Genomic DNA, 15,472 nt, shown 5'->3' with positions numbered 1-15,472 from the left:
CAGCTACGCGAAGCAATTCCCCCCGGGAACCACGGAAGCATTCCGACCGTCACCAGGAGTGCAAGGTGAATGACAGGTTGCGCGCACATATGCGGCGGAGGACGCTCACCTTGCACTGCGGTAACCGGAAGTGGGACCATTTCCAAGTTCCCAGTCGCCACAAGGTAGGTCACCTGTGTCCCAGCACATAGCCAAGCCCCGTACCACCGCAGTGATCCTGGCTGGTGGTACCGGCCAGCGCGTGGGTCTCTCGATCCCCAAGCAGCTGCTGAAGATCGCCGGCAAGGCAGTCATCGAGCACACCCTGACCACCTTCGAGAAGGCCGACTCGATCGACGACATCATCGTGCTGATGGCGCCGGGCTACGTCCCCGACATCGAGAAGATCGTGGCCAAGGCCGGGTTCAAGAAGGTCACCAAGATCATCGAGGGTGGCTCCACCCGCAATGAGACCACCGAGCGCGCCATCGCCGCCCTCGGTGAGGGCCTGGCCGAGGGTGAGGACCGCAACGTCCTCTTCCACGATGCCGTGCGCCCGCTGCTGTCACAGCGTGTGATCGACGACTGCGTCATCGCCCTGGAGCGCTACCAGGCCGTCGACGTCGCCATCCCGTCCGCGGACACCATCATCGTCACCCGCACCCACGGCGAGGACGGCGAGTTCATCACCGAGATCCCGGACCGCTCCCGGCTGCGCCGCGGCCAGACGCCGCAGGCCTTCAAGCTGTCCACGATCAAGCGGGCCTACGAGGTCGCGGCCGGTGACCCGAACTTCCAGGCCACCGACGACTGCACCGTCGTACTGCGCTATCTGCCGGACGTGCCGATCCACGTCGTCGCGGGCGACGAGTACAACATGAAGGTCACCCAGCCCGTCGACGTCTTCATCGCCGACAAGCTCTTCCAGCTGGCCTCCACCGCAGCGCCCGAGCAGGTCTCCGAGGAGGCCTACCGCGAGCTGCTGACCGGCAAGACCGTCGTCGTCTTCGGCGGCTCCTACGGCATCGGCAAGGACATCGCCGAGCTCGCCGAGGCCTACGGCGCCAAGGTCTACGCGCTGGGCCGCTCCACCACCGGCACCCATGTGGAGAACCCGGAGGAGGTCGACGACGCGCTGTCCAAGGCGTACGCCGAGACCGGGCGCATCGACTACGTCGTGAACACCGCCGGCGTCCTGCGCATCGGCAAGCTCGCCGAGACCGACAACGCCACCATCGAGGAGGCGCTGAAGGTCAACTACCTGGCGCCGGTGCAGATCGCCCGCTCCTCGTACAAGTACCTCGCGGAGACCGGCGGCCAGCTGCTGCTGTACACCTCCAGCAGCTACACCCGCGGCCGCGCCGAGTACAGCCTGTACTCCTCCACCAAGGCCGCCATGGTCAACCTCACCCAGGCCCTGTCCGACGAGTGGGCCGGTGACGGCATCCGGGTGAACTGCATCAACCCCGAGCGCACCGCCACGCCGATGCGCACCAAGGCCTTCGGCCAGGAGCCGACGGGCAGCCTGCTCTCCTCCGAGGCGGTCGCCCGCACCTCGCTCGACGTGCTGCTTTCCGAGCTGACCGGCCATGTCATCGACGTCCGCCAGCAGGACCCGACGGCGGCGGCGGGCCAGGCGTCCGGCTTCGAGGCGGCGCTGGCCAGCGTGTTGGACCGTCAGGACGGCGTGGCATAATCAACTGTTAATAGCCTTACGGAATTCAGGCCTCTGCGTTTCTTCATTCACGAAGAATTCACAGGGGCCTGAGTCCTTCGGCCCTCCAGACCGGCAACCCCTCCCAGAGCAGGTTTATCCGTGATCTCCTCCGCAATACGCGTCGCCCGGGTGGGCAGCCCGGCCGAGCTGGCCGCGGCGGTCCTCATGATGCTGGGCTTCCCCTGCCTCATGGTGGCCGCGCTCGTCCCGAGCGTTCCCGCCTTCGCGGCCGGTGCCGCCGTGACGTACCTGGCGGACCACTATCTGCACCGCAAGGGCAGCTACCTGGTCAACCGCCTGAGCAAGGTGCGCGCCGGACTGTCGATCCGCTTCCTGATCCGACAGCTGCTGCTGGTCCTGCTGCTGGCCCGGCTCGATCTCTCGGACAACCTGGTCTTCTACGCCGCGGTCGCGGGCTTCATCGCCTTCTACGGCCTCCAGGCCCCGCACGGCGCCCTGGTCACGCTGATCCGCAACCGCCGCCGGATGCCGGTCGCCACCCGCAATATCGACCTGGCCTCGCGCATCCGCATCCCGGACGCCCCGCCGCGCGGCCTGCTGAACCGCTCCGCCGAGAAGATGCTCCACCTGGACCTGGCCGCGATCATCGGCGTGCTGGTCTCCGCGTTCCTCGACGAGGCCCTCGCCGGCTTCATCGGCATCGCCGTCACCCTGTTCCTCGGCTGCCTCTACGTCCTCGCGCTCATGCCGTACGTCCGCGGCAGCAAGGTCCCGCCGAACGCCGACGCGGTGCTCGCCGCCATGGACGACTGGCTGGCCGAGTACCGGCCCGAGACGGTGCTGTACTTCTCCGGCTCCAAGGACTCCACGTACCAGGTCAACATGTGGCTGGAGACGATGGAGCAGCTCGACTCCCGGCCGCTGATCATCCTGCGTGAGCGGGTCATCCTGGCGAACCTGGCGCCGACCACGGTCCCCGTCATCTGCGTGCCCGGAGGGGTGCACCTGATGAACCTGGACCTGACCACCGTGCGCGTCGCGCTGTACGCGGCGAACGTCGGCAAGAACATCCACCTGCTGCGTGTGCCCACCATGAAGCACGTCTTCATCGGCCACGGCGACAGCGACAAGCTGGCCAGCGTCAACCCGTTCAGCAAGGTGTACGACGAGGTGTGGACCGCGGGCCGCGCGGGCCGCGACCGGTACGCCATAGCCGATGTCGGCGTCCGCGACGACGACATCGTCGAGGTCGGCCGCCCGCAGCTGGCGCCCATCCAGACCTGGCAGGGCGTGCCCGAGGGCCGGATGCCCACCGTGCTGTACGCGCCCACCTGGGAGGGCTGGGACGGCAACCCCGGCAACACCTCGATCGTGCTGGCCGGCGAGAACATCGTGAAGAGCCTGGTCACGGCCGATCCGCCGGTCCGCGTCCTGTACAAGCCGCACCCGTTCACGGGCACCGTCAGCGGCGAGGCCAAGGCCGCCCACCAGCGGATCACCGCCCTGGTGGAGAAGGCCGGCGCCGAGCGCACCGCCGACGCCCGCTTCTCGGCCGACACCGCCGCCCAGACGGCCGCCAAGGCCGAGCTCGCCCGGATCGAGGCCCGGCTCGCCGAGCTGTCCGGCAACGGCAAGGAGCGCGGCGACGAGGCCGAGGCCACCCGCGACGGCCTGGTGGACGTGGCGAAGCACGAGGAGATCGCCCGGCTGCGCGCCGAGTGGAACGACGCGTACTGGCGCTCCTTCGGCAGCCATGAGCACCGCGTCATCACCGGCGCCGAGCCGCGCCTGTACGACTGCTTCAACGTCTCCGACGCGATGGTCTCCGACATCTCCAGCGTCGTCTCCGACTTCATCGCGAGCGGCAAGCCGTACGCGGTGACGGACTCCGGGGAGCTGGGCGAGGAGGAGTTCAAGCGGCAGAACACCGCGGTGCGTGCCGCCGTCGTCCTGACCAACAGCGCGGCCGAGCTGGGCGGGCTGCTGGACGCGGTCCGCGACCCGGCCGCCGACCCGCTGGCCGAGGACCGCGGCGAGCTGAAGCGGTACCTGCTCGGCCCGGACGAGCCCGCGTCCATCGAGCAGTTCAACACCGCCGTCACGAACCTCTCGTTGAAGGCCGAGACCCGCAACCTCGGCCAGGAGGCGCGGATCGCGGCGACGGAAGAGGCGGAACTGGCGGGCTGATCGCCGCCACCCACTTCGGTTCGGCCCCCGGGAAGCTCAACTCCCCGGGGGCCGAACCTTTTTCATGCCTCCTACGTACTGTGATGTGGGTCACTAAAAGATCGTCGGGACGCAACCGCTTGCCGAAGCGAACCGTCTACTAGGTAGCGAAAAGGAGATACGGGAGGAAAACTTCCGTTTACTAGGGGGAAAACGTGACCGTGACGCAACCTGATGTCACCGTGATCATCGGGGCGTACGAAGCGATGCCGTACCTGGTCGAGTGCCTGGCCTCCGTCGAGGCGCAGACCATCGACCCGGCGCGCGTCGAGGTCATCGCGGTGGACGACGGCTCGGACGACGGCACGGGCGAGTGCCTGGAGGAGTTCGCGGCCCGCGCCCCCATGCCGGTGACGGTGATCCGGCAGGAGAACTCCGGTGGGCCCAGCGGCCCGCGCAATGTGGGCCTCGGCAAGGCCGCCGGACGCTATGTCTTCTTCCTCGACGCCGACGACCGGCTCGGCCCCGAGGCCTTGGAGCGGATGGTCGCCATGGCCGACCGCAACGGCACGGACGTGGTCCTCGGCCGGGTCGAGGGCATCAACCGCAATCCACCGCGGTCGATGTGGGGCAAGACGCTGGAGCGCACCGATGTGTACTCCTCCAACATCAAGTTCACGCTGAGCGCGCAGAAGCTGTTCCGCCGCGAGATGCTCACCCGGCACGACATGCGCTTCGACGAGTCCCTGTGGACCGGCGAGGACGCGCTGTTCACGATGGAGGCCTATCTGCGGGCCGACGGCGTCTCCGTGATCGCCGACTACACCTGCTACTACCTGGTGGGCCGCGAGGACGGCAAGCATGTGACGAAGAGCGGGAGTTACACCCTGCGCTTCGACTCCGCGCGCGCCCTGATGAACCTCATCGCCGACCTGGTCCCGGCCGGCCCCAAGCGCGATGTGCTCATGGTTCGCCCCTTCACCGTCACGTTGCTGCCGCAGTTCGGCCCGAAGTTCCTCAAGGACAGCGAGAAGATCCGGCGGCACAAGTTCGAACTGGCCGCGCCGCTGCTGGCCGCGCACTGGAACGAGAGCGTCGCCCACCGCCTCAAGGTCGAGGAGCGGCTGCGGATGCACTTGGTGGCCGGGCAGCAGCCCGAACGCCTGCTGGAGGTCCTGAAGTTCACCAAGGCCAAGAAGCAGCCGGCGGCCCTCCTGGAGAAGAGGGGCCGCCGGCTGTACCTCGCCTACCCGTACTTCCGCGACGCCGAGGCCGGTGTCCCCGACACGGTCTACCTGGCCGAACCCCGGGAGGCCCGCGCCTTCCCCGGCTACCGCGAGGGCGGCACCGACTTCTTCATGCGCCGGGCGCTGCGGAAGATACGGCGGCTGCTGTCTCGTCACGCTGCACCGGGATCATCCGCGCCCGGCGCTCCTCGGCGGCCGAACACAGCTTCTGTACCGCCGCGTTGAACCGCTCCTGGGAGCTCGGCTCGTCCGGGCCCAGCAGCTGCCGCTTCAACTCGGCGCGGGCGTCCACCAGTTCGTCCTTCTCCGGATCCCGGACCGACTCCAGCAGCTCCTCGATCCCGGCCGCGTCCGGCGTCAGCACGGTCGCCGCCCGCACGGTCGGGAAGGCCTTGCGGAACACGTCCTCCGCGAGCCCGCTGGTATTGGCCACGGCGTACGGCTTGCCGCTCGCCAGGAAGTCGCTGACCACACTGGACACATCGGTGATCAGCAGGTCGGCCCGGTCGAAGCAAGAGAACAGCGCGGGCCGGGCCTCCGTGACGATCTGGTGCTCCCACTCCGGCAGCGACGCCCAGTAGGCCTCGTCCCAGGCGGCCGTGGCCCGCGCCACCGCGTCGGCCCGCCCCGCCTCGGGCGCCGACTGCGCCAGCATCCGCTCGACCTGGTCGGCTCCGGACCGGAACACGGACGTGGTGAGCCGGTCCAACTCCGCCGTGAGCCGCGCCAGTTCCCCCTTGTCGGCGGGCCGCACCCCCGACCGTTCCCGGTTCGCCGCCCGCACCAGCTCCCGGATCCGCAGATCGGCCGCCCCGGCCCGCGGATCCACCGAGCCGGTCAGCGGATGCGGCTTGTACAGCAGCCGCACACCGGGATCCGCGAGCAGCGCCCGTACGAGATTCTCGCCGGCCTCGATCACCGAGGTGTTCCCCGGGTTGCCGTCCCAGCCCTCCCAGGTCGGCGCGTACAGAACGGTCGCGTACGTCCCCGTCGGCGGCCCCGCGTACGGCCGTACGGCATCCAGCTGCGGGCGGCCGATCTCCACGACGTCCTTGTCCTCGACGCCGACCTCGGCCAGCGCGTACCGCTCGCGCGCCGCGGGTCCGGCCACCCACACCTCGTCGTAGGCCTTCGCGTACGGGTTGCAGGAGGACAGCTTGTCGCTCTCCCCGTGGTTGACGAAGGTGTGCTTGATGGTGGGGATGCGCAGCACCTGGGAGGTCTTGCCGGAGTTCGAGGGGTGGATGAGGACCTGGAGCGTGGACTGCTCCAGACGCATCAGCGTGGAGACCTTGGGCAGGCAGATGACCGGGACGTCGGTCGGCGCGAGCTTCTGCACCATGAACCGCTCGCGCAGCACGATCAGCGGCCGTGCATCCAGCTTGGCGAGCGGCTCCAGCCACATGTTCGCCTGGTACGCCGAGGAGGTGCCGCCGGAGAAGTACAGGCCGACGGTGGGGCGGTACTCCGCGAGCCAGCCGTCCAGCCAGTCCAGGGCCTGCTGCTCGCTCGCCGGGCGGCGGCTCGGCAGCAGCCGTACGAGAAGGTCGCACAGGCCCAGCACCGCGAGCCCGAGGGAGAGCGCGATGCCGAGGGCCGCGGGGCGGTGGTCGGCGGTGGTGGCCGTGGCGAGCAGACCGGCGGTCGCGGGCAGGCCGTAGGCCAGCAGCCGGGGGCCGGGGCGGCGCAGCAGGACCGGTGGGGCGGGGGACAGGCGCAGCGCGGAGGCGTCGATGTTCCGGGTCACCACCGGCAGTGTGCGGGTGCGGCGGACCAGGACCGAGAGGGCCTGGATCATGCAGTGCAGGGCGTAGAAGGCGAGCAGACCGGCCACGAGGGGGGCGTACGCCGACTCCCGGTCCTGACCGCCGAGCCGCAGCAGGCCCACCACCAGCAGCAGGTCCCGCACCACATGGCGGACCGTGATGTCCATGTGCGACTTGGCGAACACCGACAGCATGCCGCGCTGCCAGCGGTACAGGACGCCCTCCACGGCCAGCGAGAGGGCGGTCGCGGCGATCAGCAGCGGGACGTGCGGGCGCAGGGCGGCCACGGCCTGGGCGCAGAAGGCTGCGACCAGGACCGCGGCCACGAGAGCCTTGACCGGGATCCGGAGACGGGACAGGGGTACGGGCACTGCGGTCACTCCAAGGTCGGCGCAGACGTGCGTCTGGGTTAACGCGCGCCTGCCTCCGGACGACACGGAGGTGTCCGGAGGCCTTGGAGTGAGCCGTGGGTTACTGCTTGCCCGACTGGAGCGCCTTGCCGACCACGCGGCGGGCCCGCCGGTAGACGGACGTCGGCGCGGGCGCCGCGGTCGCCTTGGTGCCGCTCTGCGCCAGCTCCTTCTTCAGCTTGGCGTTGTCCGAGGTCAGCTTGGTGATCCGGTTCTGCAGGAAACCGAACCGGGCGGCCATGGCGATGGGGTCGGCGTCGTTCCAGGGGCGGATGCCGGCCGGGAAGGACAGCGAGCGCATGCGCTTGTCGAACGCCGCTCCGCTGTCGCCGTGCGTGAAGGTGTTCTGCAGGCCGTTGCGGTCCAGGAAGCCGGTGAACCGCTCGAACCGCTCGTGGTGGCCGTCGACCAGCGCGCTGAAGTCGGCCTGCGCGTACAGCGTCGCCGGGTCCACGTCCTCGCCCTTGCCGAGCTCGTCGATCCGCTGGTGCGGGATGTCGAAGTACCGGCACAGCTCCAGCGTGCGCGAGTCGCCGCACAGCACGGTGGCGGGGGTGCCGGCCAGCAGCGCCGCGATGTTGCCGTGGATGCGGGAGCCGAAGGAGAAGTCGAACTCGCGCAGATCGTCGATCCAGGTGATCGGGTCGATGTAGACGCGGGCCTTGTCCTCCCGGTACATCGGGTGGTCCGGGTGCGTCGGCATCTGCGTGATCTTGCCGTTGGGCCCGGAGACGTCCCGCCAGTGCAGCTGGAGGGCGTCGCTGAGGTTCTGGCCGATGTAGCGCAGATGCGGGTAGCGCTCGTGGGCGGCGGTGATGACCCGGTCCAGGCCCTGGGTGCGCACCGCGCTGTGCGAGCCGTTGACGGCGACGCGCGACTCGGCGGTGAGCTGAGGGGCCCGCTTGGCGACGGTGAGGTCCTTGCCGTACATGAACAGCGACGGGCAGCCGATGACCTCGACGTCCCGGAAGCCCATGTCCTTCAGGTACTTCTCGGTGAACTCGCCGCGCACACCGATCGAGGCGCTCTTGTCGAGCACCGCGGAGACGAACGCCCGCACGGCCGGCTCGATGGGCTTCAGCCGCGCGGGGTCGTAGTTCAGCCCGGTCTGCGCGCCGACGCCGACCACGACCACGGGGATCTTCAGCCGGGTGATGAGCTGCGTCAGCCGCTTCAGCATCGGCTCGAACGACGGCCGGAACGCGTTGGCGAGCGGCACGACGAAGGCGTCGTACTCCTCGTTGATCTTCTCCGCGGCCTGCACATTCGTCCGGATGCCGTTGGACACGACCTCGGTGCCCGGGACTTCCAGGAGCTTGTGGGTGGCGTCGCTGAAGATCAGGTTGCCGGAGTTGGTGGCGATGACGTCGCGGTGGAGGGCTTCTTCCACAGGGACGACGTCGTAGGGGCTCTTCCCCGATCTGAGGAGGATGCGCCGCGAAGGAGGAACAGTCGATGACACAAAAGACAGATTAAGTTTGACGGGACTTTCATTTCTATAAGCAACCAGTACAACCTTTTTGCCGTACGCAAGGCGTGAGCAAACCGCTACGGGCCTTGTGTCCGGGCTCTGGACCGATGCGCGGCGGACGGCACCCTTCGCGTAGATTGCGGAAGAGTCGACGTGCGAGGGGACGGAACAGCAGGTGACAGGCGTAAGGCAGGCCGTGGCCGAGGCCCGCAGGATCGTCGTCAAGGTGGGTTCCTCGTCCTTGACCACCGCCGCCGGGGGGCTCGACGCGGACCGGGTCGACGCCCTCGTCGACGTCCTCGCCAAGGTCCGCAGCGGCGGCGAACGTGAGATTGTTCTCGTTTCCTCCGGCGCCATCGCGGCCGGTCTCGCCCCGCTCGGGCTGCGCCGCCGGCCCAAGGACCTCGCCCGCCAGCAGGCCGCCGCCAGCGTCGGCCAGGGCCTGCTCGTCGCCCGCTACACCGCCTCCCTCGCCCGCTACGGCGTCCGCGTCGGCCAGGTGCTGCTCACCTCCGACGACATGAGCCGCCGCGCCCACCACCGCAACGCGCAGCGCACCCTCGACAAGCTCCTCGCGATGGGCGCCCTCCCGGTCGTCAACGAGAACGACACCGTCGCCACCGACGAGATCCGCTTCGGCGACAACGACCGCCTCGCCGCCCTCGTCGCCCATCTCGTACGGGCGGATCTGCTGGTCCTGCTCTCCGACATCGACGGCGTCTACGACGGTGACCCCAGCAAGCCGGGGACCTCGCGGATAGCGGAAGTGCGCGGGCCTTCGGACCTCGCGGGCATCGAGATCGGCAGCGCGGGCAAGGCCGGCGTCGGCACCGGTGGCATGGTCACCAAGGTCGAGGCCGCCCGGATCGCGGCCGCCGCGGGCATCCCCGTGGTGCTCACCAGCGCCGTCCACGCGGCCGAGGCGCTGTCCGGCGGCGACACCGGCACCTACTTCCACGCCACCGGCAAGCGCTCCGCCGACCGGCTGCTGTGGCTCCAGCACGCCTCCACCCCGCAGGGTTCGCTGACCCTGGACGACGGCGCGGTGCGGGCGGTCGTGGAGCGCCGCAAGTCGCTGCTGCCGGCCGGGATCGCCGCCGTGGAGGGCGAGTTCAGCGCGGGCGACCCGGTCGAGCTGCGCGACAGCGCCGGGCGGGCGGTCGCGCGCGGGCTCGTCAGCTTCGACGCCAAGGAGATCCCCCAGCTGATCGGCCGCTCCACTCGCGAGCTGGCCCGGGAGCTGGGCCCGGCGTACGAACGCGAGGTCGTCCACCGGGACGATCTGGTCCTCCTGGAGCCCTGAAGCGGGCCTTGTCAGCGGCCCTCGTCCGAAAACAGGGTGAACGCCCCGGCAAAGGTGTCGCCCTCAGGTGGACGTTCCGCAAAAGCGCCACAGAACCGCTTGCGGGCTGCTCAACTTTGTCTCAGGGACACATTCCGTACGAGCACTGCTCGACCGTGGGACGAAGGAGGCCGTCGTGAGACGAGTGCGCCCTGGGGCGGCGGCGTCCGGCGGTGGAATCGGCGGTTCTGCCTCTCGAGCCGCCGGGTCGTCATCCCGGGCGGCCGGCGAGGAGCGCGCCCTGACCAGCGTCGCGACCGGCGATCTCGCCGGGGCCGGGGAGCCGCAGGATCTGCCCCGGCTGTGGCACATCACCCTCAGCGTCTCCGGCGAGGAGGCCCCGCTGAAGGAGGTGCGGCGAGCCCTCGAGCAGCTCGCCCACGACCATCCCTTCCTGCTGACCAGCCGCTACGCCAACGACCACGCCGAGATCCGGTACTGGGAGGAGGCCCGCGATCTGCACGACGCGGCCGCCGTGGCGCTGCGCCTGTGGGGCGAGCACCGCCAGAGCGCGGGCCTGCCGCCCTGGGAGATCGTCGGGCTCGAGGTCATCGACCGCGAGACCTACCACCAGCGCATCGCCGAGGGATACGGACCGCCGCCGGCCACTCCGGTGGGCGTGCACCCCTACTGAGGTCGTGGGGCGGCCCTGGAGGACCCCTTTTGCGTGGCCTTCGGACGGCTTGTCTCGCGGTGTGGGACATCCGGTGAACGGGTCCGTCCGGCGCACTACCCTTCCCTCATGACCACGCTCTCGCCGTACGACTCGATGACCCCGGTCACCCAGGCCGCCTACCGCGCCAAGTCCGCCGCTGCCGACCTCGCGCCGCTGCCGCGGGCCGCCAAGGACGACGCGCTGCTCGCCATCGCGGACGCGCTGGAGGTCCGTACGAGCGAGATCGTCGAGGCCAACGCCAAGGACATCGCCGCCGCCCGCGAGGCCGGCACCAGCGAGGCGATCATCGACCGGCTGACGCTCACCCCGGAGCGGGTGCGGGCCATCGCCTCCGATGTGCGGGACGTGGTCGCGCTGCCCGACCCGGTCGGTGAGGTGGTCCGCGGCTCGACCCTGCCCAACGGCATCGACCTGCGCCAGGTCCGCGTCCCGCTCGGCGTCGTCGGCATCATCTACGAGGCCCGCCCGAATGTGACGGTGGACGCCGCCGCCCTCTGCCTCAAGTCCGGCAACGCCGTCCTGCTGCGCGGCTCCGCCTCCGCCTACGAGTCGAACTCCGCCCTCGTCCGGGTGATCCGGGACGCCGTCGGCGGCGCCGGACTGCCCGCCGACGCCGTCCAGCTCGTGCCCGGGCAGAGCCGGGAGAGCGTGCGCGAGCTGATGCGCGCCCGCGGCCTGGTCGACGTCCTCATCCCGCGCGGCGGCGCCTCGCTGATCCGGACGGTGGTGAACGAGTCCACCGTCCCGGTGATCGAGACCGGCACCGGCAATTGCCATGTCTACGTCGACGCCAATGCCGACCTCGACATGGCCGTCGAGGTCCTGATCAACTCCAAGGCCCACCGGGTGAGCGTCTGCAACGCCGCCGAGACCCTCCTGGTCCACCAGGACATCGCCCCCGAGTTCCTGCCCCGGGCCCTGGACGCCCTCGCGGCGGCCGGGGTCACCGTGCACGCCGACGAGCGGGTCATGGCGTACGCCAAGGACTCCCGGGCGACCGTCGTGGAGGCCACCCCGGAGGACTGGGAGACGGAGTACCTCTCCTACGACATCGCCGCCGCCGTCGTCGACTCCCTCGACAAGGCCGTCGAGCACATCCGGCTGTGGACCTCGGGCCACACCGAGGCCATCGTGACGACCTCGCAGCAGGCCGCCCGCCGCTTCACCCAGCTGGTCGACTCCACCACGGTCGCGGTCAACGCCTCGACCCGCTTCACGGACGGCAGCCAGTTCGGCTTCGGCGCGGAGATCGGCATCTCGACGCAGAAGCTGCACGCGCGCGGCCCGATGGGCCTGCCCGAGCTGACCAGCACGAAGTACATCGTGACGGGCGACGGGCACGTACGGCGCTGAGGCTCCCGGCGGCGCATATGCGGGCGGCACGCGCCCCCGCCGCGCACGTGCGCCGCTCGAAAGCCGCATGAGCGGCGTCTCATACGGCGGATGAATTTCCATACCGTCTGCCCAAATTGACCCCCCAGGACTACTCTGGAGCCGTGCCGGAGGACGTGGGGGGCACGCCGTTCCCTGACGGCTGGGAGCCCGACGACGACCACGACCGCGGGGTGTCGGACGAAGAGTTCGCCTCCGTGGTCTTCGACGAGGCCTTCGTACAGGCGGCCACGCTGCACGAGCCGACCGCCGTCGAGCGCCTCCTGGCCGCCGCCCAGGCCAGAGCGGAGGCCTCCGAGGCGGAGGCCCGCCGGGCCCATGGCCGGCGCGAGCGGTACGAGGACGGGTACGGCGCCGACGACCGCGCCGGTTTCGGCCATGATCCGGACTTCGACGATCCGGACGACACCGACGTCCTCTACGGCGCCCCGGGCACCTACGGCAAACAGGTGGTCCGCTGGCACCGTCCCGTCGCCTGGATGCTCGCCCTCGTGATGGGCATCGGCATGGTCGCGCTGGCCTTCACGGCGGTGTACCGGGGCGCGTCCTCGGGCAACCGGGAACAGGTCCCGCCGCCGCACTCGACGGGACTGGAACAGGGCGGAGCGGGGGCACCCTCCGCTTCCGCCGACCATTCCCAGCCGGCCATCTCGGCCATCCCGCGAACGCCCTGAACAGCCCGCGGCCGGAACCCGCCGTTTCTGGTGAGAACCTGTCAGAACTTGTCGTACAGCAGGGCGTTTACCTGAGCTCCAGGAGACCTACTCTGAAGATATGGGAGGGCCTGGAGACCCACCTGAGGGGACACCCGAGGGCGGACCCGGAGGTGGCGAGGAGGAGTACCGATCCGTCGTCTTCGACGAATCGTTCGTCCGCGCTGCCCGGCTCCAGGAGTTCTCCGCGCAGGAGCGCATCGACGACCACGCGCCCGCCGTACGCCGCCGTCCGCCCCTGCGCCGGGGCCTGTCCCGGCAGGCGCTGATCCTGGTCCTGCTGATCGCCGTCGCCTTCGGCACCGCGATCTACATGGGTGTACGGCACCCCTACCAGGACGCGGCAGACCCGCAGCCCGTGGAGCCGCTGCGGATGACCGTGATCCCGCTCGCCCCGCAGGGCGAGGTGCCGGGCTCCACCGACACCGAGGCGCTGTACGAGAACAGCCCCGCCGAGCAGTACCGGATCGGCGGCGAGGGCGTACCGCTGCCCGCCTCCCGGCGCACGGCGCACTTCTCGGACGGCCAGGTCGTGAACGCCCTGAGCATCGCCAAGGACTACGTCGTCCGCTCCGCGCTCTACCCCGAGGTGGTCGTCGGCGAGCAGGTCCGGCCGGTGCGCGTGCTGCTCGACCCGGACCAGCTCGATCAGTTCGACCAGAGCTTCGATCACCCGACCGCGGACGGCAGGCACGCGCCCACCGGATGGCTGGTTCGCTTCGATCCGAACAGTGTGGAACTCGCCGACCGCGATATCCGGGTCCAGGGCACGCTCGCGGCCGCCGAGGCCGACTCGTCCACCCTTGAGGTCACCGCGGACCACACCTTCGTGTACGCGCTGCGACCGGCCGACGCCGGGGCGAAGGCGGAGGCGTCCCTGTTCACCGTCCGGCGCGAGCTGCACTTCCGCTTCGACCGCGACGACCTGCGTATGCGCCAGGCTCAGCTGATCGTCTCCTACGTCCAGGCGGGCCCGCTGTCCTGCTCCGACGACGCTGCGGGCCGGCTGCGCCCGCTGCTGGCCGGCCAGACCGCCAAGGCGGGCGGCCCGGCAGGCACGGATCCCTATGCGACGGGGAGCGCGACGGCGCTGTGCGGCTCGCTGGCGGCGAGCGCCCAGCCGAAGGTCTGAGTCACTGCTCGTCGCGCGGCGGCGGAGGCGTGTCCGTCGGCGGCTGATCCTTCGGGGCCGAGCTCGCGAAGCCGCCGAAGCCCCGTCGTACCCGGCCGCCCAGGTCGCCCGCGCCGCCCGCGATGTCCGTGACCAGCTTCATCAGCGGGTCCTTGGAGGTCTTGACGTGCGTGGCGTAGTGCGTCGCGGACTCCCGGAACGAGTCCGAGACCGAGGTGTCCTTGTCCTCGTTGCGCCTCGGGTAGTGGCCGTCCATGATCCGCTGGTAGTCGCGGGACTCGGACCACTTCTTCAGCTCGGCCGCCCGGATGGTGGTGAAGGGGTGCGAGCGGGGCAGCACGTTAAGGATCTTCAGCACGGAGTCGCGCAGGTCGCCCCCGGCCTCGTACTCCTCGGCCTGCTTCAGGAACGCGTCCACGTTCATCTCGTGCAGGTGGTTTCCGCCGGCGAGCTTCATCAGGCCGCGCATCGAGGCGGTGAGGTCCTGGCCGACCAGGAGACCCGCGCGGTCCGCGGACAGCTCCGACTTGCGGAACCACTCGCGCAGCGCGGTCACGATCGCCATGATCGCGAGGTTGCCCAGCGGGATCCACGCGACCCTGAGGGCGAGGTTGGTCAGGAACAGCAGGATGGTCCGGTACACGGCGTGCCCGGACAGCGCGTGCCCCACCTCGTGCCCGATGACCGCCCGCATCTCCTTCTCGTCGAGCAGCTCGACGAGGCCGGTCGTCACCACGATGATCGGCTCGTCCAGGCCGATGCACATCGCGTTGGGCTGCGGGTCCTGGTTGACGTACATCGGCGGGACCTTCTCCAGGTCCAGGATGTAACAGGCGTCCCGCAGCATGTCGTTGAGATGCGCGAACTGCTGGTCCGAGACCCGCACCGAGTCGGAGAGGAACAGCAGCCTCAGGCTCCGCTCGGGCAGCAGCCCGCTCAGCGCCTTGAAGACGGTGTCGAATCCGCTCAGCTTGCGCAGCGCCACCAGGGCGGAGCGGTCGGCCGGATGCTCGTACGCACGCGAGGAGATCCCGGGGAAGCGCCTGCGCTGCCTGCTCGGCACGTGCTCGTGCCCGTCGTGCTGGTGGCCGTCGTCGGACATGTGATCCCCCATGTGCGTCTGTGTGGCCGTGCGGCCCCTGCGGGCCCCCGAAGCAGGCTCCAGCCTAGGCGGAGTTACCGTGGACGGGCAGCACAGCGAAGGAGTCCCACGCCATGGAGCACCACCCCGCAGCCGCCTGGCTGATCGCGGCCGAACAGCAGGGGGCGGGGAATCTGCTCCGGGTCGTCCTGATCGTGATGGTCCTGGGCTGTGTCCTGACCGCTTGGTTCCTGTTGCGGGGGTACAAGTCGAAGGACGAATGAGGCGCCGGATAAGTTGCCTCGGCGCGGGCGCAGCTCGGCGGGCCGGGCCCCAACGGCGGAGTCGGCGTGATCGGCGCGGAGCGGCCCGCTTACGATGGGCCGACATCTTTATCCCGCCCACACCCGAAGGTTCTG

Annotated in this window: 12 protein-coding genes; 9 read left to right on the top strand and 3 right to left on the bottom strand. The window is 70.0% G+C overall.

Annotated elements, in window-relative coordinates; translation table 11 throughout:
• Nucleotides 1-175 precede the first annotated feature (175 nt).
• From OHT76_RS15140 to OHT76_RS15130, 3 genes are all read left to right on the top strand, one after another.
• Nucleotides 176-1,675: a bifunctional cytidylyltransferase/SDR family oxidoreductase gene (locus OHT76_RS15140; protein WP_328871349.1), complete on the top strand. Its 1,500-nt coding sequence runs from the start codon at nucleotides 176-178 to the stop codon at nucleotides 1,673-1,675.
• Between the two features lie 120 nt (nucleotides 1,676-1,795).
• The gene (locus tag OHT76_RS15135) at nucleotides 1,796-3,844 is read left to right on the top strand and encodes a hypothetical protein (RefSeq protein WP_328871348.1); all 2,049 of its coding nucleotides are present in this window, start codon (nucleotides 1,796-1,798) and stop codon (nucleotides 3,842-3,844) included.
• Between the two features lie 194 nt (nucleotides 3,845-4,038).
• Nucleotides 4,039-5,295, top strand: a complete 1,257-nt coding sequence (locus OHT76_RS15130; protein WP_328871347.1) for a glycosyltransferase family 2 protein — start codon at nucleotides 4,039-4,041, stop codon at nucleotides 5,293-5,295.
• Here the strand turns inward: OHT76_RS15130 and OHT76_RS15125 are convergent.
• A complete protein-coding gene (locus OHT76_RS15125) occupies nucleotides 5,180-7,207 on the bottom strand; it encodes a hypothetical protein (RefSeq protein ID WP_328871346.1) in 2,028 nt (675 codons plus the stop codon). The genes OHT76_RS15130 and OHT76_RS15125 overlap by 116 nt on opposite strands.
• A gap of 100 nt (nucleotides 7,208-7,307) precedes the next feature.
• On the bottom strand, nucleotides 7,308-8,708 hold the full coding sequence (locus OHT76_RS15120; RefSeq protein WP_328871345.1) for a polysaccharide pyruvyl transferase family protein: 1,401 nt from the start codon (nucleotides 8,706-8,708) through the stop codon (nucleotides 7,308-7,310).
• 205 nt (nucleotides 8,709-8,913) lie between these two features.
• Between OHT76_RS15120 and proB the strand changes: the two genes are divergently transcribed.
• The 5 genes from proB to OHT76_RS15095 all read left to right on the top strand — a co-directional run bounded on the left by proB (nucleotide 8,914) and on the right by OHT76_RS15095 (nucleotide 13,972).
• A complete protein-coding gene (proB, locus tag OHT76_RS15115; RefSeq protein WP_328876537.1) occupies nucleotides 8,914-10,020 on the top strand; it encodes a glutamate 5-kinase in 1,107 nt (368 codons plus the stop codon).
• A 175-nt stretch (nucleotides 10,021-10,195) separates the two neighbouring features.
• Nucleotides 10,196-10,693 (top strand): hypothetical protein, encoded by a 498-nt coding sequence (locus OHT76_RS15110; protein WP_328871344.1) that lies wholly within the window; start codon nucleotides 10,196-10,198, stop codon nucleotides 10,691-10,693.
• Nucleotides 10,694-10,801: 108 nt separating this feature from the next.
• Nucleotides 10,802-12,088, top strand: coding sequence for a glutamate-5-semialdehyde dehydrogenase (locus OHT76_RS15105; protein WP_328871343.1), 1,287 nt, complete (start codon nucleotides 10,802-10,804; stop codon nucleotides 12,086-12,088).
• A 143-nt stretch (nucleotides 12,089-12,231) separates the two neighbouring features.
• Nucleotides 12,232-12,801: an SCO2584 family spore wall biosynthesis protein gene (locus tag OHT76_RS15100; RefSeq protein WP_443049790.1), complete on the top strand. Its 570-nt coding sequence runs from the start codon at nucleotides 12,232-12,234 to the stop codon at nucleotides 12,799-12,801.
• A gap of 100 nt (nucleotides 12,802-12,901) precedes the next feature.
• Entirely contained in the window at nucleotides 12,902-13,972 is a 1,071-nt protein-coding gene (locus OHT76_RS15095) for an SCO2583 family membrane protein (protein ID WP_328871341.1), read from the top strand.
• 1 nt (nucleotide 13,973) lies between these two features.
• Here OHT76_RS15095 and OHT76_RS15090 read toward each other — a convergent pair whose 3' ends face one another.
• Complete coding sequence (locus OHT76_RS15090; protein ID WP_328871340.1) at nucleotides 13,974-15,074, bottom strand: M48 family metallopeptidase; 1,101 nt, start codon at nucleotides 15,072-15,074, stop codon at nucleotides 13,974-13,976.
• 113 nt (nucleotides 15,075-15,187) lie between these two features.
• Here OHT76_RS15090 and OHT76_RS15085 point away from each other — a divergent pair, with 113 nt between their 5' ends.
• Nucleotides 15,188-15,337: a hypothetical protein gene (locus OHT76_RS15085; RefSeq protein WP_328871339.1), complete on the top strand. Its 150-nt coding sequence runs from the start codon at nucleotides 15,188-15,190 to the stop codon at nucleotides 15,335-15,337.
• Nucleotides 15,338-15,472 lie beyond the last annotated feature (135 nt).

The sequence above is a fragment of the Streptomyces sp. NBC_00287 genome (assembly GCF_036173105.1).
Lineage (GTDB): Bacteria > Actinomycetota > Actinomycetes > Streptomycetales > Streptomycetaceae > Streptomyces.
The sequence above is the reverse complement of the archived record's forward strand: the minus strand, read 5'-3'. Positions and strand labels throughout refer to the sequence as shown.

Bases quoted from the DNA above. Each gene is read 5' to 3' on its own strand.
- OHT76_RS15105 (WP_328871343.1), top strand. From the start codon at position 10,802: ATGACCACGCTCTCGCCGTACGACTCGATGACCCCGGTCACCCAGGCC.
- OHT76_RS15095 (WP_328871341.1), top strand. From the start codon at position 12,902: ATGGGAGGGCCTGGAGACCCACCTGAGGGGACACCCGAGGGCGGACCC.
- OHT76_RS15090 (WP_328871340.1), bottom strand. From the start codon at position 15,074: ATGTCCGACGACGGCCACCAGCACGACGGGCACGAGCACGTGCCGAGC.
- OHT76_RS15085 (WP_328871339.1), top strand. From the start codon at position 15,188: ATGGAGCACCACCCCGCAGCCGCCTGGCTGATCGCGGCCGAACAGCAG.